The 16,470-nt window shown below is 64.4% G+C and carries 13 protein-coding genes; 2 read left to right on the forward strand and 11 right to left on the reverse strand.

The window, feature by feature from the left end:
• Positions 1-405, forward strand: coding sequence for an ACT domain-containing protein (locus I2H38_RS05650; RefSeq protein ID WP_196270850.1), 405 nt, complete (start codon positions 1-3; stop codon positions 403-405).
• A gap of 341 nt (positions 406-746) precedes the next feature.
• On the opposite strand, the gene I2H38_RS05655 is transcribed toward I2H38_RS05650, so the two are convergent.
• The 8 genes from I2H38_RS05655 to I2H38_RS05690 all read right to left on the reverse strand — a co-directional run bounded on the left by I2H38_RS05655 (position 747) and on the right by I2H38_RS05690 (position 9,391).
• Positions 747-1,148 (reverse strand): F0F1 ATP synthase subunit epsilon, encoded by a 402-nt coding sequence (locus tag I2H38_RS05655; RefSeq protein WP_196270851.1) that lies wholly within the window; start codon positions 1,146-1,148, stop codon positions 747-749.
• 113 nt (positions 1,149-1,261) lie between these two features.
• Complete coding sequence (atpD, locus tag I2H38_RS05660) at positions 1,262-2,713, reverse strand: F0F1 ATP synthase subunit beta (RefSeq protein WP_196270852.1); 1,452 nt, start codon at positions 2,711-2,713, stop codon at positions 1,262-1,264.
• Positions 2,714-2,735: 22 nt separating this feature from the next.
• Positions 2,736-3,608 carry a F0F1 ATP synthase subunit gamma gene (locus I2H38_RS05665; protein ID WP_196270853.1) on the reverse strand — a complete coding sequence of 291 codons (873 nt, stop codon included), beginning with the start codon at positions 3,606-3,608 and terminating at the stop codon, positions 2,736-2,738.
• A 52-nt stretch (positions 3,609-3,660) separates the two neighbouring features.
• Positions 3,661-5,190, reverse strand: a complete 1,530-nt coding sequence (atpA, locus tag I2H38_RS05670) for a F0F1 ATP synthase subunit alpha (RefSeq protein ID WP_196270854.1) — start codon at positions 5,188-5,190, stop codon at positions 3,661-3,663.
• Positions 5,190-5,762, reverse strand: a complete 573-nt coding sequence (locus tag I2H38_RS05675; protein ID WP_196270855.1) for a F0F1 ATP synthase subunit delta — start codon at positions 5,760-5,762, stop codon at positions 5,190-5,192. The genes atpA and I2H38_RS05675 overlap by 1 nt, the downstream gene beginning before the upstream one ends.
• A gap of 220 nt (positions 5,763-5,982) precedes the next feature.
• Positions 5,983-6,543 (reverse strand): histidine phosphatase family protein, encoded by a 561-nt coding sequence (locus I2H38_RS05680; protein ID WP_196270856.1) that lies wholly within the window; start codon positions 6,541-6,543, stop codon positions 5,983-5,985.
• A gap of 22 nt (positions 6,544-6,565) precedes the next feature.
• The gene (locus I2H38_RS05685; protein ID WP_196270857.1) at positions 6,566-8,728 is read right to left on the reverse strand and encodes a primosomal protein N'; all 2,163 of its coding nucleotides are present in this window, start codon (positions 8,726-8,728) and stop codon (positions 6,566-6,568) included.
• Between the two features lie 42 nt (positions 8,729-8,770).
• Positions 8,771-9,391: a class I SAM-dependent methyltransferase gene (locus tag I2H38_RS05690; protein WP_196270858.1), complete on the reverse strand. Its 621-nt coding sequence runs from the start codon at positions 9,389-9,391 to the stop codon at positions 8,771-8,773.
• 84 nt (positions 9,392-9,475) lie between these two features.
• On the opposite strand from I2H38_RS05690, the gene I2H38_RS05695 reads away from it, so the two are divergent.
• Positions 9,476-10,450 (forward strand): tyrosine recombinase XerC, encoded by a 975-nt coding sequence (locus tag I2H38_RS05695; RefSeq protein ID WP_196270859.1) that lies wholly within the window; start codon positions 9,476-9,478, stop codon positions 10,448-10,450.
• Between the two features lie 206 nt (positions 10,451-10,656).
• Here I2H38_RS05695 and lpdA read toward each other — a convergent pair whose 3' ends face one another.
• The 3 genes from lpdA to I2H38_RS05710 all read right to left on the reverse strand — a co-directional run bounded on the left by lpdA (position 10,657) and on the right by I2H38_RS05710 (position 16,413).
• Positions 10,657-12,057: a dihydrolipoyl dehydrogenase gene (gene lpdA / locus I2H38_RS05700; RefSeq protein WP_196270860.1), complete on the reverse strand. Its 1,401-nt coding sequence runs from the start codon at positions 12,055-12,057 to the stop codon at positions 10,657-10,659.
• Positions 12,058-12,176: 119 nt separating this feature from the next.
• Entirely contained in the window at positions 12,177-13,391 is a 1,215-nt protein-coding gene (gene odhB, locus I2H38_RS05705) for a 2-oxoglutarate dehydrogenase complex dihydrolipoyllysine-residue succinyltransferase (RefSeq protein ID WP_196270861.1), read from the reverse strand.
• Between the two features lie 61 nt (positions 13,392-13,452).
• On the reverse strand, positions 13,453-16,413 hold the full coding sequence (locus tag I2H38_RS05710) for a 2-oxoglutarate dehydrogenase E1 component (RefSeq protein ID WP_196270862.1): 2,961 nt from the start codon (positions 16,411-16,413) through the stop codon (positions 13,453-13,455).
• Between the last annotated feature and the right edge of the window lie 57 nt (positions 16,414-16,470).

Below are 16,470 nucleotides of genomic sequence, written 5' to 3' on the forward strand. Positions count from 1 at the left end.
ATGGCGGGTGAGACGGATCTTCAACGGCTCATTGCCTCGATGACGCCCGTCCTCACGCCCGGCACCTACGTTTTCGCGACCACGGACAACCCTGGACCCGACCTTGTGGCTGCGGCCCTCATGCTCTTTCGGGAGGATGAGGGCGTGACCCTGATCGTGCCTCAGGCGCTCGCTGAAGCGCATGGTCTCAAGGCGATCTATCCCTGCCGGTGCATCACCTTGTCGATTCATTCGTCATTGGAAGCGGTCGGATTTCTGGCGGCCATCACGAGCGCGCTTGCGCAGGCCGGCATCGGCGTGAACCCGGTCTCGGCCTTCTTTCACGATCATCTGTTCATCGCGGAGGATCGCGCCGCTGAGGCGATGGAGATATTGCGGGGGCTGTCAGCGCAGGCGGGCGACTAAGCGCTCTGCTTCTCTTCTTGTTGTCTCAGGCGGATCAAGGTGGCGCTCCTGAGCGAGTTTGAAACACGCCTGGACGCGACAGTGAAAAGCCCATGTCTCAGGGCCACCGCCTTCTCCGTCATTCCGGGGCGAGCGGAGCGCGAGCCCGGAACCCATAAACTGTGACGGTGCCAAAAAATGACTGAACGCCCCGCCTCATCCGGCCGCCTCAGCGGTTCTGGGTTCCGGGCTCCGCTTTCGCGGCCCCGGAATGACGCTGGGGAAGGCCGTGACGTCGCGAGAAAAACGCTCGAAACGATTGTCCCAAACAAAAAACCCGGCTCGAAGCCGGGTTTTCAAACTCAGTAGTTCAGCGCCGCCTTGGCTTCGCGCAATTGCGCGAGGGCCGATTCGGCCGCGTGCTTTGCTGCGAGGTCGTTCGTCGCGTCATAGGCCATCTCGGCCTGGAGGATTTCCTTGTCCAGGATCTCCTGGGTCAGTTCCTCGGCCGGAAGGGCGCGCTCGGCCAAAACGGTCAAACCGTTCTGGCTGACATCGGCGAAGCCGCCGCGAACCAGAACCCGCTTTCCGTTGCCCGGCTTGTCCGTGACGACAAGAAACCCGGTCTTCAGGGTCGTCATCAGGGGCGCGTGCCCGGCAAGAACCGTCACATCACCGTCGGCTGCCGGCAGGATCACCGCATCGACGGAGCCCGAGAACAGCACGCGCTCGGGAGAGACGAGTTCGAAATTGAAGGTAGCCATTTTAGCTCCTCGTCACCCTACCCATCGTGACCGACGGCGCGGGATCGTTTGGGGAGACGGTCAACGCGCGGTCCCGGAACGCGGCAGCCGCGATCCGGGACAACGCTTTTGAATTAAGCCGCTTCAGCTGCGAGACGCTGAGCCTTCTCGATCGCTTCCTCGATGGTGCCGACCATGTAGAAGGCGGCCTCGGGGAGGTGATCGTACTGGCCTTCGACCAGACCCTTGAAGCCCTTGATGGTGTCTTCAAGCGCGACGAGCTTGCCCGGCGAACCGGTGAAGACTTCGGCCACGTGGAACGGTTGGCTGAGGAAGCGCTCGATCTTGCGGGCGCGGGCGACGGTGAGCTTGTCCTCTTCCGAGAGCTCGTCCATGCCCAGGATCGCGATGATGTCCTGGAGCGCCTTGTAGCGCTGCAGCACCTGCTGGACCTGACGGGCGATGTTGTAGTGCTCCTCGCCGACGATGGCAGCGGACAGCATGCGCGAGGTCGAGTCGAGCGGGTCCACCGCCGGATAGATGCCCTTTTCCGCGATCGAACGCGACAACACGGTCGTGGCGTCCAAGTGCGCGAAGGAGGTGGCCGGAGCCGGGTCGGTCAAGTCGTCGGCAGGCACGTAAATGGCCTGCACCGAGGTAATCGAACCCTTGGTGGTGGTGGTGATGCGCTCCTGCAGCGCGCCCATGTCGGTCGCGAGCGTCGGCTGATAGCCCACGGCTGACGGAATACGGCCGAGCAGCGCCGACACTTCCGAACCCGCCTGCGTGAAGCGGAAGATGTTGTCGACGAAGAACAGCACGTCCTGGCCCTGGTCGCGGAAGTTTTCAGCGACCGTCAGGCCGGTGAGCGCGACGCGAGCGCGGGCGCCCGGAGGCTCGTTCATCTGACCGTAGACGAGAGCGCACTTGGAACCGACAGCCGAGCCGGACTCGCGCGGATCCACGTTCACCTTCGACTCGATCATCTCGTGATAGAGGTCGTTACCCTCGCGGGTACGCTCGCCGACGCCGGCGAACACGGAGTAACCGCCGTGCGCCTTCGCGACGTTGTTGATCAGCTCCATGATGAGCACGGTCTTGCCGACGCCCGCGCCGCCGAACAGGCCGATCTTACCGCCCTTCGCGTAAGGAGCGAGCAGGTCGACGACCTTGATGCCGGTGACGAGGATCTGACCCTCGGTGGACTGCTCGGCATAGGACGGAGCCGGCTGGTGGATGGCGCGGAGGCTTTCACCGACGATCGGGCCGGCTTCGTCCACCGGCTCTCCGATGACGTTCATGATACGGCCGAGAGTGGCCGCGCCGACGGGCACCGAGATCGGCGCACCGGTGTCGGTGACCCTCTGGCCGCGAACAAGACCCTCGGAGGTGTCCATGGCGATGCAGCGGACGGTGTTCTCACCGAGCTGCTGCGCCACTTCGAGCACCATGCGAGCGCCGTTGTTCGTGGTCTCGAGCGCGTTCAGAATCTCGGGCAGGTGACCGTCGAACTTCACGTCGACGACCGCGCCGATGACCTGCGTGATGTGGCCGGCCTTGCCGGCGGTGTTGGCGGTATTGGCCATCAATGGCTCCTCTCGGATGTCGTCAGAGCGCCTCGGCGCCCGAGATGATTTCGATCAATTCCTTGGTGATCATCGCCTGACGCGACCGGTTGTAGGTCATCGTCTGCTTCTTGATCATTTCACCCGCGTTGCGGGTCGCACTGTCCATGGCGCTCATGCGCGCGCCCTGTTCGGACGCGGCGTTTTCCAGCAACGCACGAAAAACCTGAACGGTCAGGTTGCGCGGCAGGAGGGTCGTCAGAATATCGCCCTCGTCAGGCTCGTACTCGTAGACCGCGTCCGATGCGGCGCCGGAGGCTTCGAGCTGGGCGGGCACGATCTGATGCGCCGTCGGGACCTGCGCGATCACCGAGCGGAAGCGCGAGTAGAACAGGGTCGCCACGTCGAATTCGCCCTGCTCGAACAGCGTGAGCACCTTCTGGGCGATCATGTCGGCGTGTTCGAAGCCGATCTGGCGTGCCGCGCGAAGATCGACGAGCTCGATGATCTGTTCGGCGAACTGACGACGCAGGATGTCGTAGCCCTTCTTGCCGACGCAGATGATCTTGACCGTCTTGCCCTCGGCGAGGAGCCGGTTGGCATGATCGCGCGCCAGACGCGCAATCGAGGAGTTGAATGCGCCGCAGAGGCCGCGCTCTGCGGTGCAAACCACCAGGAGCTGAACCCGATCGGAGCCGGTGCCGGCGAGAAGACGCGGCGTCTCGGGACCGACGGTGACGCCGGAAGCGAGATTGCCGAGCACCACCGACATGCGTTCCGCGTAAGGACGCGCGGCTTCCGCCGCGCTCTGCGCACGGCGCAGTTTCGCGGCAGCCACCATTTGCATGGCCTTGGTGATCTTCTGCGTCGCCTTGACCGAGGCGATGCGGTTGCGAAGGTCTTTTAAGCTCGGCATCGAGCAGCCCTACCCTCTCCGGAAACCCGGAACGATCTGAACGACAACGACCTTACGAGAACGACTTGGCGAAGGACTGGACGACGTCCTTGAGCTTCGCTTCCGTGTCGCTCGACAGATCCTTCGAGGACCGGATGGCCTCAAGGATATCGACATGCTTGCCGCGGAGCAGGCTGAGCAGGCCGTCTTCGAAGGCGCGCACGCGGTTCAGCGGCAGCGCATCGAGATAGCCGTTCACGCCGGCGTAGATCACCCCGACCTGCTCTTCCATCTTCAGCGGCGAGAATTGCGGCTGCTTCAGGAGTTCGGTGAGGCGCGAGCCACGGTTCAGGAGGCGCTGCGTCGTGGCGTCGAGATCCGAGCCGAACTGCGCGAAGGCCGCCATTTCGCGGTACTGCGCCAGCTCGCCCTTGATCTTGCCGGCGACCTTCTTCATCGCCTTCGTCTGGGCCGAGGAGCCCACGCGCGACACCGAGAGACCGACGTTCACCGCCGGGCGAATGCCCTGGTAGAACAGGTCCGTCTCGAGGAAGATCTGGCCGTCGGTGATCGAGATCACGTTGGTCGGGATGTAGGCCGACACGTCGTTGGCCTGCGTCTCGATGACCGGCAGAGCGGTGAGCGAGCCCGACCCTTGCGAGTCGTTGAGCTTCGCAGCGCGCTCGAGCAGACGCGAATGGAGATAGAACACGTCGCCCGGATAAGCCTCGCGGCCCGGCGGACGGCGCAGAAGCAGCGACATCTGACGGTAGGCGACGGCCTGCTTGGACAGGTCGTCATAGGTGATCACGGCATGCATGCCGTTGTCGCGGAAGAATTCGCCCATGGCGCAACCGGTAAACGGCGCCAGGAACTGCATCGGAGCAGCGTCCGAGGCGGTAGCCGCGACGATGATCGAGTATTCCAGAGCGCCGTTCTCTTCGAGAACCTTCACGAACTGGGCAACCGTCGAGCGCTTCTGACCGATGGCGACGTAGACGCAGTAGAGCTTCTGGCTCTCGTCGTTGCCCTGGTTCAGCGGCTTCTGGTTCAGAATGGTGTCGAGCGCGATCGCGGTCTTGCCGGTCTGGCGGTCACCGATGATCAGCTCACGCTGGCCACGGCCGACCGGGATGAGGGCGTCGATGGACTTGAGGCCCGTCGCCATCGGCTCATGCACCGACTTACGCGGAATGATGCCCGGAGCCTTGACGTCCACGCGGCGACGCTCGGTCGACACGATCGGGCCCTTGCCGTCGATGGGATTGCCGAGCGCGTCGACGACGCGGCCGAGCAGACCCTTGCCGACCGGCACGTCCACGATGGCGCCCGTGCGCTTCACGGTCTGGCCTTCGGCGATCTCACGGTCGGAGCCGAAGATCACGACGCCGACGTTATCGGTCTCGAGGTTGAGGGCCATGCCGCGCACGCCGCTCTCGAACTCGACCATTTCACCGGCCTGGACATTGTCGAGGCCGTAGCAACGGGCGATACCGTCGCCGACGGACAGGACCTGACCGACTTCGGTGACTTCAGCCTCGGTGCCGAAGTTCTTGATCTGCTCTTTGAGGATCGCGGAGATCTCAGCGGCTCGAATGTCCATCAGCGGACCTCTTTCATCGCTAGACGAATGGAATTGAGTTTGGTGCGCACCGAGGCATCCACCATGCGGGAACCCATCTTCACGATGAGGCCGCCGATGAGGCTCGGGTCGATTTTGACGTCGATGGCGACATCAGCCTTGGCGACGTCGCGCAGCGCCGCCTTGATTTCGTTGAGAATTTGATCCGAGGGCTGCTCCGCCAGAACAACCTGGGCCCGCACGATGCCCTTCGCGTCGGAGACGAGATCGCGATAGGCACGGATCATGTCCGGAAGCGCGAAGAGACGGCGCTTGGAAGCAACCAGGCGGATGAAATTGCCGGCGAGGCCCGAAATGCCCGCCTTGTCGAGAAGGGCGTTGATCGCCGCCGACTGCTCTTCCGCCGTGAAGATGGGGTTGCGGATCAGGCGCTGCAGGTCGGTGCTGCCCTGAATGAGATCATCGAAGCGGCCGAGATCGCCAGCGACGGCGTCAACCGACTTCGCTTCATGAGCGAGCTCGAACAGCGCCGAGGCGTAACGGAGGGCTACACCCGACAGGAGGGGTCCTTCTTGCGAACCGCTTTGCGCCACGTCAACGTCTCTCTCAAGTCTTACGGGGTTCAAACCGGCAGAGCCTTAAATTAAGGCTTTAGGGAACCCCGTCAGGTCTGTGGAAATGAGCCTGGAGCGGAAATGGTCTCCGCTCGTCAGGCGGGGGTGCACTAGCATGGGTTTTTCGCATGTGCAAGGCGAGCCGGACCAAGCTCCTGCCAACAATTCGCCCAAAGCCCCGAGTCACGGTTAAGCGCCGTCACATCTCCAGGGTGGCGATCTCGCAATTCTGCAGGCGCTGGCCGGTCAGGTGGTAGAAAAACGTGCCGTGACCGACGACCGCGATCAAACGCTCGGGTCGGGCGGATAGCCATTCGCGGAACAATGCCGCCCGCGTGATCACGGTTTCCGGCGGCTCGACGACGAAGCCGCGCTCGTCCGGCTCGCCGTCCTTGTGCCACCACACATCTTCGAGGTGGTCAAAGGCGAGGCCGGGAAAATCCCTGATGAGCATGGCTGGAGCGCGGCCGACATCGCAACTGTTCTCCAAACGCTCCCGGTGCAGCCCCTCGACCCGGATCTGAGAAGCGGAGGGGTGATTCTTGAAAATACCCAGGGTCGTCTGGATGGCGCGCGTCAGCGGCGAGGTCACGATCAGCTCATAAGCCGTGTCCCGCACCTTCGGCGCCGTCTCGGCGACCTGCTGATGGCCCAGATCGGACAGCGTGGCGTCAAAATGCAGCGGATCGGTTCCGGTGAGCGCGTATTGGGCGTTGAAAGTCGATTGCCCGTGCCGGATGCAGTGGACGATTTTCGGCATGTTTTCCTTGAACCTTGATGCGTCATAAAAAGCTTTGTGGGTCGACGTCGATGGAAACCCGTGTATTGCCTCGGGTTTTCGGGCACCGGGCGATCCAGCCGCGCAGATAGCCCTGAAGATCGACCTCGCGTTCGGTCTTCACCAAGAGGCGGTAGCGATAGCGCCCCCGGATCAGCGCGAGAGGAGCTTCGGCGGGGCCGAGCACCGTGACGCCGGGAGGCGGCTCGGCGCATTTCGCCATGGCGCGGGCATGCCCCTCGGCGTCCTCGCGCTCGGTGGCCGAGACGATCAGCGCCGCGAGCCGTCCGAAGGGCGGCAGGCCCGCCATTTCGCGCACGCGGGTTTCCTCCCGGTAGAATCGTTCCGCATCGCCCGAGACCAGCGCCGAGATGACCGGATGATCCGGCTGCCATGTCTGGACGAGCGCGCGGCCGGGCTTTTCGCCGCGCCCCGCTCGCCCTGTGACCTGCTGGAGCAGCTGGAAGGTGCGCTCGGCAGCGCGGGGATCGCCGGAGGTCAGGCCAATATCCGCATCGAGCACGCCAACCAGCGTCATGAGCGGGAAATTATGCCCCTTGGCCACCAATTGCGTGCCGATGACGATGTCGAACTCGCCCGCCGCGATGGCGGCAAGCTCGGTCCGCAGGCGCTCGGTACCGCCCGGAAAGTCGCTGGAGAGGACGATGCGCCGCTTATCGGGGAATAATTCCGCCGCCTCTTCCGCGATTCGCTCGACGCCCGGCCCGCACGAAACCAGCGAATCGACGCTGCCGCAGGAGATGCAGGCATGGGGCGTCCGCTCCACATGGCCGCAATGGTGGCAGACAAGCGACCGGCGGAAGCGGTGCTCCACCAGCCAGGCAGAGCAATTGGGGCATTCGTAGCGATGCGCGCAGGACCCGCACAACGTCAGCGGCGCATAGCCGCGCCGGTTGAGGAAGAGCAGCGCCTGCTCGCCGCGCTCCAAGGTCTCGCCCATGGCGGAAACCAGGGTCGGCGACAGCCAGCGCCCGCGTGGAATCGTCTCGCGCTTCAGATCGACGGGCCGGATCTGCGGCATCTGCCGCCCGCCGAAGCGCTCCGGCAGTTCCACGTGGCGGTAGCGCCCACGCTCCACATTGACCCGGCTTTCGATGGAGGGCGTCGCGGAGGCGAGGATGACCGGCGCATTCTCGATCCGCCCGCGCACTACGGCCATGTCGCGGGCGTGGTAATGCACCCCGTCATCCTGCTTGTAGGCGCTTTCGTGCTCTTCATCGACCACGATCAGGCCAAGATCGGCATAAGGCAGGAACAGGGCCGAGCGCGCGCCCGCCACCACCTTCACCTCGCCCGAGGCGATACCGGCATAAAGCCGCTCGCGCTTTCGCCCCGACACGCCGGAATGCCAGGTGGCGGGCTTTACCCCGAAGCGGGCGGCGAATCGGTCAAGGAATTGGGCCGTTAGCGCGATTTCGGGCATGAGGATGAGGGCCTGGCGCCCCTGCCGCACCGCCTCCGCCACCGCCTCGAAATACACCTCCGTCTTGCCGGACCCGGTCACGCCTTCGAGCAGAGTCACGGGAGCTGGTTTCTCGGCCATCGAGGCGACGAGGGCAGCTGCAGCGGCGCGCTGGTCCTCGGAAAGACCGGCCTGCCCGAAATCCGGATCGGGCGTCTCGGCGGCGGGCTCGGGTAGAAGTGCGACCGTCTCGAACGTGCCTTCATCGACCAGTCCATCGATAACGCCGACGCTGACCCCGGCTTCCTGGGCCAGTTCACGCTTCAGGCGCACCAGCCCATCCTGCGCCGCCTCGACGACGCGTTGGCGCGCGGGAGTCATGCGCTTGGGCAGCGCCCCGGCAAGCCTCACCCCGACGCGCACCATTTCCGCCCGCTCGCCATCCGGGAGTTTCAGCCCCATGGCGAGGGTCGAGCCCTTCGGCGCGAGGGTGTACCAGGCGATCCATTCCAGGAATTTCCGCATGTTGGGCGACAGGCGCGGGCCGGGAATGAGATCGGCCACCGACTTGAAATTGCCGCCATGCCCCTCGCGCAAGGCCCAGACCACGCCGGCCACCTCACGATTGGCAAGCGGCACCTGGACCACGTCGCCCTCTTTCAGGTCGAGGCTCTCGGGCACCGCGTAGCTATAGGCCGTGTCCAGCGCGAGCGGGATGAGGACGTCGGCGATCTTGGAAACCATCTGAGGACAGGTATGAGGAATGACGGGCGATTGATAGACGAGTTACGTCCGTTTTGTCTTTTCAAAAGCGAGCTTCGTCCAGCTCACGCCGGGGCGTGCGTGCATGTCCTCGGATCTCATCATCTTGAGAAGCTCAAGGCCCTCCGCCCGCGCCGCCTCGATGAAGGGCTCGATGGGAACCTCGAACATCCGCGCGCCGGCCGGTACGGGTCCCTTGCGGATGCTCATCAGCAGGCGTCCTCCCGGCTTGAGGAGAGACGTGACATTCGGCAGCGCACGCTGCCGCTCCTCCTCAGTGAGATGCATCCACACCGCCGTCATGAGGACGAAATCCGCCTCGATGCCGAGCGCCCTTACGCGGGACAGGTCCGGCAGCAGGTCGTCGCACCAGGTGATGGCGGGCTCGGAATGGAGGCGCTGGCCATGCGCCCGCATTTCGGCAGTCGGCTCAACGGCGACGACCGAAAAGCCCCGCGCGGCAAGCGCCGCCGCATCGCGCCCCGTGCCCGCGCCGACATCGATGGCCTGCCCGCCCTCCGGCACGAAGGCGGCGAGGGCTCCGTAGATATCCTCGAACGAGATGCTCTCGTAGCGCAGGACCAGGGAATCGGCGTTTTCCGCATAACCCGCATTGCTTGGAAGGCGGTGGGTCGAATCAGTCATCGAATCTGTTCCTGCACCGGTTGGGCGGCCACTATCACACCGCCCTTCACGCTTTTGAAACGGCAAGCCGCCGATACTTGTGCCATGAGTTCACTAAAGCCCGCGTCGCCCCTTGATCTCGCCCTGCCCGGCGCGGAGGACACGCGCCGCGAGGCGATGCAATGGCTGACCTCGCTCGCCAAGGAGCGCCGGCTCTCCGCGAAGACGGTCGAGGCCTATGCCCGGGACTTACGCCAGTTCCTGACCTTTCTCACCGGCCACCTGGGCGAGCCGCCGAGCGTGAAGGCGATTCTGGGCCTCAAGCCTCTCGACATCCGCTCCTTCCTCGCGGCGCGACGAATGGTGTCGGTGGGAAGCCGTTCTCTCATGCGCCAACTCGCGGCCCTGCGCTCCTTCGCGCGCCATCTGGAGCGCGAGGGCCATGGCACGGCCTCCGCGTTCGCCGCGATTCGCTCGCCGAAGGTGGAGAAGAACCTGCCGCGTCCCCTCTCCGCCTCTTCCGCCGTCGCAGTCACCGATTCGGAAGTGCGCGCGGGCGAGAACCGCAAACCTTGGATTCTGGCGCGGGACGCTGCCGTCCTGTCGCTGCTCTACGGCGCGGGGCTGCGTATTTCAGAAGCGCTCGGCCTTCAGCGGCGGGATGCCCCGATCCATGGCACGGACTCGATCACGGTGACCGGGAAGGGCGAAAAGCAGCGCAGCGTGCCGGTGATTCCTGCGATCCAGCGCGCGGTGGAGGAATATCTCCACCTCTGTCCCTATACGGTGCCGCCGGAAGGCCCGCTCTTCGTCGGCGCGCGGGGCGGCCCGCTCTCACCACGCATCATCCAGCTCGCGGTGGAGGAATTGCGCGGCGCGCTCGGTTTACCGGACAGCGCGACGCCGCATGCCTTGCGCCATTCCTTCGCCACGCATCTTCTGGCGCGCGGCGGGGATCTGCGCGGTATCCAGGAACTTCTGGGCCACGCCTCGCTCTCGACGACGCAGCTCTACACGAAGGTGGACGCAACACGATTGATGGATGCGTTCGAAGCGGCCCATCCGAGGGCGCGACGGTAGGATCCCTCTCCCCTTGCACCAGAAGGTGGCCTCGCCTCGGCGAGTGACCCCGCCACGATCCTGCGCAACGCGCTCTCCTCCCTCTTGTGGGGAGGGAATTGCGGCGTGGTTCCGGCACGCGCTTCCCCTGGTAAAGGCGATGCAAAAAAGAAAATGGCCGGGCGAACCCGGCCATGTCCGATAGGCTCCGACAGAGCAGCGCAAGATCACATATGGATCGCGCGCTTCTCCACCGCCATCGCGGCTTCCTTCACCGCTTCGGCCAGCGTCGGATGCGCGTGGCAGGAGCGGGCGATGTCTTCCGACGAGCCGCCGAATTCCATGGCGATGACCGCCTCGTGGATCAACTCGCCCGCGTTCGCGCCGACGATGTGGACGCCGAGCACCTTGTCGGTCGCGGCATCGGCCAAAATCTTCACGAAGCCCTCGGTCAGGCCGATGGACTTCGCGCGTCCATTGGCCATGAAGGGGAACTTGCCGACATTGTAGGCGATGCCCGCAGCCTTCAGTTCCTCTTCGGTCTTGCCGACGGAGGCGACTTCCGGCGCGGTGTAGACCACGCCCGGGATCACGTCGTAATTCACGTGGCCCGCCTTGCCGGCGAGAATCTCCGCCACCGCGACACCCTCGTCCTCGGCCTTGTGCGCGAGCATCGGGCCCGCGATCACATCGCCGATGGCGTAGATGCCGGTGACGTTGGTGGAGAAATGAGCATCGGTCTGAATGCGGCCTTTCGCATCCTTCTGCACGCCGATCTCGTCGAGACCGAGACCCTGTGTGTAGGGCACGCGGCCGATGGCGACGAGCACCACATCGGCCTCGATGGTCTCCGAAGCGCCGCCAGCGGCGGGCTCGACGGTGAGGGTCGCGCCCTTACCCTTCTTCTCGACCTTCGTGACCTTCGAGCCGAGCTTGAACTGGAAACCCTGCTTTCCGAGCATGCGCTGGAAGTTCTTGGCGACGTCGCCATCCATGCCTGGCAGGATGCGGTCGAGATATTCGACCACGATCACCTCGGAGCCGAGACGGCGCCACACCGAACCGAGTTCGAGGCCGATGACGCCAGCGCCGATGACGACGAGGCGCTTCGGCACGCTTTCCAGTTCCAGCGCACCGGTGGAGGACACCACAACCTTCTCGTCGATCTCGACGCCCGGAAGGCGCGCGACATCCGAACCGGTGGCGATGACGATGTTCTTGGTCTGCAGAACCTGGTTCGTGCCGTCGTCAGCGGTCACTTCGACCTGACCGGCAGCCGCGATGCGGCCCAAGCCGAAGAACACATCGACCTTGTTCTTCTTGAGCAGGAACTCGACGCCCTTGGTGTTGCCGTCGACGCCTTCCTGCTTGAAGGCCTGCATCTTCTTCACGTCCATCTTCGGCGTGCCGACGCTGATTCCGAGCTTGTCGAAATGCGTGTTCGCATCCTCGAAGGCGTGGGAGGCGTGCAGCAGGGCCTTGGACGGAATGCAGCCCACATTCAGGCAAGTGCCGCCATGGGTCTTGCGCTTTTCGACGACAGCCACTTGAAGCCCGAGCTGCGCGGCGCGGATGGCGCACACATAGCCGCCGGGGCCGGTGCCGATGACGATGAGATCGTAGGACATTGACTTACCCTCGCTCTGTCATCACCGGGCCTGTCCCGGTGATCGCGATACGGAGAGCCTTAGCCTTTCCGATCGAGATGGCCGGGACGAGCCCGGCCATGACAGTCATGTTGAAAAACTTACAGATCGAGAACGAGACGCGCCGGATCCTCAAGCGCTTCCTTGACGCGCACCAGGAAGGTCACGGCTTCCTTGCCGTCGACGATGCGGTGATCATAAGACAGCGCGAGATACATCATCGGGCGCACGACGATCTGACCGTTGCGGACAACCGGACGTTCCTCGATGCGGTGCATGCCGAGAATGCCGGATTGCGGCGCATTGAGGATCGGCGTCGACATGAGCGAGCCGTAGATGCCGCCATTGGTGATCGTGAAGGTGCCGCCCTGCATCTCGTCGATGGAGAGCTTGCCGTCACGGGCGCGGCGGCCGAAATCGGCGATGGTCTTCTCGATACCGGCAACCGAAAGCAGGTCCGCGTCGCGCACGACCGGAACCACGAGGCCCTTCTCCGTGCCGACCGCGACGCCGATGTTGTAGTAGTTCTTATAGACGAGGTCCTGACCGTCGATCTCGGCATTGACCGCCGGGATCTCCTTCAACGCCTGGATCACCGCCTTGGTGAAGAAGCCCATGAAGCCGAGCTTGGTGCCGTGCTTCTTCTCGAACACGTCCTTGTACTGGGCGCGCAAGTTCATGACCGCGCTCATGTCCACGTCGTTGAACGTGGTGAGCATGGCGGCGGTGTTCTGGGCGTCCTTCAGGCGGCGCGCGATGGTCTGGCGCAGCTTGGTCATCTTCACGCGCTCTTCGCGCGACGCATCGGCCGGGGCGGAGGGCGCACGGACTTGAACCGGGGCGACAGGCGCCGGGGCAGCGGCGGCGGCACCGGACGCGATGGCGGCGAGCATGTCGCCCTTCGTCACACGACCGTCCTTGCCCGTGCCCGCGACGTTCGCGGACGAGATGCCGCTCTCAGCAGCGATCCGGCCGACAGCCGGACCGGGTTCCTTGGCCACCGCAGCGGCGGCCGCAGGAGCGGGTGCAGCCTTCGGCGCTTCAGCCTTGGGCGCGGGGGCTGCAGCAGCAGCCGCACCACCTTCGACGACCGAGCCGAGCAGCGCGCCGGGGGCCACCGTCTCGCCGTCCTTGGCGATGATGTCGCCGAGCGTGCCGCTCGCGGGTGCGTTGACCTCGAGGGTCACCTTGTCCGTCTCGAGCTCCACCAGGGGCTCGTCGGCCTTCACGGGATCGCCGGGCTTCTTGAACCAGCGGCCGATGGTGGCCTCTGAGACGGATTCGCCAAGGGTGGGTACGCGGATTTCGGTCGCCATGTTCGTCTTGTCGTTTTCGGGGCCTCGGCCCAAGGATAAGGATAAAGTCTTTCGCGGATAGTTAAGCCGCGAAAGCCTCGTCGAGGAAAGCCTGCAATTGCGCCAGATGCTTCGACATCAGGCCGGTCGCGGTCGCGGCGGAGGCGGCGCGGCCCACATAGCGGGGACGGTCCACCTTGGAGCCTGCGGTCTTGAGCACCCATTCGAGATAGGGCTCGACGAAGGTCCAGGAACCCATGTTCTTGGGCTCTTCCTGACACCACACCACGTCGGCCTTCTTGAAGCGGGCGAGTTCCGCCGCGAGCGACTTTGCCGGGAACGGATAGAGCTGCTCGACGCGCATGAGATACACATCGTCGATGCCGCGCTTCTCACGCTCCTCGAACAGGTCGTAATAGACCTTGCCCGTGCAGATCACGACGCGCCGGATCTTGTCGTCCTTGACGAGCTTGATACCGTCCGCCAGGCGCTGGGCATCGTCCCCGAGAACGCGGTGGAACGAGGTGCCTTCCGAGATCGCCGCAAGCGGCGACACGGCGCGCTTGTGGCGCAACAGCGACTTCGGCGTCATCAGGATCAGCGGCTTGCGGAACTCGCGCTTCAGCTGACGGCGCAGGATGTGGAAGTAGTTCGACGGCGTGGTGCAATAGGCAACCTGCATATTGTCTTCCGCGCACATCTGCAGCCAGCGCTCGAGACGAGCGGAGGAGTGCTCCGGTCCCTGGCCCTCATAGCCGTGCGGCAGCAGGCATACGAGGCCCGACATGCGCAGCCACTTGCGTTCACCGCTGGAGATGAACTGGTCGAACACCACCTGCGCGCCGTTGGCGAAGTCGCCGAACTGCGCTTCCCACAGGGTCAGCGCGTTGGGCTCGGAGAGGGTGTAGCCGTACTCGAAGCCCAGCACCGCCTCTTCCGAGAGCATCGAGTTGATGACCTCGTAGCGACCCTGATTCTCGCTGATGTGGTTGAGGGGGGTGTAGCGCTCCTCGTTCTCCTGGTCGGTCAGCACCGTGTGGCGCTGCGAGAAGGTGCCGCGCTCCACGTCCTGCCCGGACAGGCGAACGCGATGACCCTCGACCAGAAGCGAGCCGAAGGACAAAGCCTCGGCCATGGCCCAATCGAGGCCCTCGCCGGTCTCCATCATCTTCTTGCGGTTGTCGAGGAAGCGCTGGATCGTGCGGTGGAGGTGGAAACCTTCCGGCACGGTGGTGAGCGCCTTCGCGATGGTCTGCAAGGTCGCAACCGACACGCCGGTCTGACCGCGACGCGGATCGTCCGCATCCTCGCGCACGGCTTTGAGGCCGGCCCAGCGGCCGTCGAGCCAGTCAGCCTTATTGGGCTTGTAGTTCGAGGCGATGTCGAACTCGGCGTCGAGCTTCGAGCGCCAGGCGTTCTTCATCTCTTCGATCTCGGCCTCGGTGACCGTGCCTTCCGCGAGCAGCTTCTTGGAATAGATTTCCAGGATCGACGGATGCGACCGGATGGTGCGGTACATCAGCGGCTGGGTGAACGCGGGCTCGTCGCCCTCGTTGTGGCCGAAGCGGCGGTAGCAGAACATGTCCACCACGACGGGCTTCTGGAACTTCTGGCGATACTCGGTCGCGACCTTGGCCGCGAACACCACCGCCTCCGGATCGTCGCCGTTCACGTGGAAGATCGGCGCTTCGACCATCTTCGCCACATCCGACGGATAGGGCGAGGAGCGCGAGAAGCGCGGATCGGTGGTGAAGCCGATCTGGTTGTTGATGATGAAATGGATCGAGCCGCCGGTGCGGTGACCGCGCAGGCCGGAGAGACCAAGGCACTCCGCCACGACGCCCTGCCCTGCGAAAGCCGCATCGCCATGGATGAGGAGCGGCATCACCGCCGTGCGATTGTCAGGCGCGCAACCATGCTGGTCTTGCTTGGCGCGAACCTTGCCGAGCACCACCGGGTCGACGATTTCGAGGTGCGAGGGGTTGGCGGTCAGCGACAGGTGGACGTTGTTGCCGTCGAAGGTGCGATCCGAGGATGCGCCGAGGTGATACTTCACGTCGCCCGAGCCTTCCACGTCGTCGGGGGCGAACGAGCCGCCCTTGAACTCGTGGAACAGCGCACGGTGCGGCTTGCCCATGACCTGGGTCAGCACATTCAGACGGCCGCGGTGGGCCATGCCGAGCACGATTTCCTGGCAGCCGAGATTGCCGCCGCGCTTGATGATCTGCTCCAGCGCCGGGATGAGCGACTCGCTGCCGTCCAAGCCGAAGCGCTTGGTACCGGTGTATTTCAGGTCGAGGAACTTCTCGAAGCCTTCCGCCTCGACGATCTTGTTGAGGATCGCGCGCTTGCCCTCACGGGTGAAGGTGATTTCCTTGTCCGGCCCCTCGATGCGCTCCTGGATCCAGGCTTTTTCCACCGGGTCTGAGATGTGCATGAACTCGACGCCGAGCGTCTGGCAATAGGTGCGCTCGAGAATGGCGACGATCTCGCGGATCGTGCCGAATTCGAGGCCGAGCACGTTGTCGAGGAAGATCTTGCGGTCCCAGTCCGCTTCCGTGAAGCCGTAATGGGACGGATGCAATTCCTCGTCGCTCGGACGCGGATTGATGTCGAGCGGATCGAGCTTGGCGTGAAGGTGACCGCGCACGCGATAGGCGCGGATCAGCATGATCGCGCGCACGGAATCGCGGGTCGCCTGCAGCACCTGCTCCTGGCTGATTTCGGGGGCCTTGGCCGCAGCCTTCGCCTTGATCTTGTCGCCGACGGCCTTCTCGACCTGGGCCCAATTGCCATCGAGCGCGGAGATGAGTTCGCCGTTTGCCGGGATCGGCCAGTTGGGCTTCTCCCAGGACGCGCCACGCGCATTCTCCAGCACGGCCTGCTTGTCGTCTTTCAACGCGCCGAAGAACGCCTGCCACTCGGGATCGACCGAGGCGGGGTTCTCTTCATAGCGGGCATAAAGATCCTCGATATAGGAGGCGTTCGCCCCATAGAGGAAAGCGGTGTTCAGGAAAGTCTCGTTGGCGTCTTGGCGTGCCATGGCAATGCTCAATCCAAATGGTACAAATGGCCGCCCCAGCCTTCCGGGGCGGCCGGT

This window comes from Microvirga alba, assembly GCF_015694465.1.
In the GTDB taxonomy this organism is placed as follows: domain Bacteria; phylum Pseudomonadota; class Alphaproteobacteria; order Rhizobiales; family Beijerinckiaceae; genus Microvirga; species Microvirga alba.

Excerpts from the sequence above, each read along its gene's own strand:
- I2H38_RS05710 (WP_196270862.1), bottom strand. The coding sequence starts at position 16,413 with ATGGCACGCCAAGACGCCAACGAGACTTTCCTGAACACCGCTTTCCTC.
- atpD (WP_196270852.1), bottom strand. The coding sequence starts at position 2,713 with ATGGCCAATACCGCCAACACCGCCGGCAAGGCCGGCCACATCACGCAG.
- odhB (WP_196270861.1), bottom strand. The coding sequence starts at position 13,391 with ATGGCGACCGAAATCCGCGTACCCACCCTTGGCGAATCCGTCTCAGAG.
- I2H38_RS05665 (WP_196270853.1), bottom strand. The coding sequence starts at position 3,608 with ATGCCGAGCTTAAAAGACCTTCGCAACCGCATCGCCTCGGTCAAGGCG.
- I2H38_RS05695 (WP_196270859.1), top strand. The coding sequence starts at position 9,476 with ATGAGTTCACTAAAGCCCGCGTCGCCCCTTGATCTCGCCCTGCCCGGC.
- lpdA (WP_196270860.1), bottom strand. The coding sequence starts at position 12,057 with ATGTCCTACGATCTCATCGTCATCGGCACCGGCCCCGGCGGCTATGTG.
- I2H38_RS05680 (WP_196270856.1), bottom strand. The coding sequence starts at position 6,543 with ATGCCGAAAATCGTCCACTGCATCCGGCACGGGCAATCGACTTTCAAC.
- atpA (WP_196270854.1), bottom strand. The coding sequence starts at position 5,190 with ATGGACATTCGAGCCGCTGAGATCTCCGCGATCCTCAAAGAGCAGATC.
- I2H38_RS05655 (WP_196270851.1), bottom strand. The coding sequence starts at position 1,148 with ATGGCTACCTTCAATTTCGAACTCGTCTCTCCCGAGCGCGTGCTGTTC.
- I2H38_RS05690 (WP_196270858.1), bottom strand. The coding sequence starts at position 9,391 with ATGACTGATTCGACCCACCGCCTTCCAAGCAATGCGGGTTATGCGGAA.
- I2H38_RS05685 (WP_196270857.1), bottom strand. The coding sequence starts at position 8,728 with ATGGTTTCCAAGATCGCCGACGTCCTCATCCCGCTCGCGCTGGACACG.
- I2H38_RS05650 (WP_196270850.1), top strand. The coding sequence starts at position 1 with ATGGCGGGTGAGACGGATCTTCAACGGCTCATTGCCTCGATGACGCCC.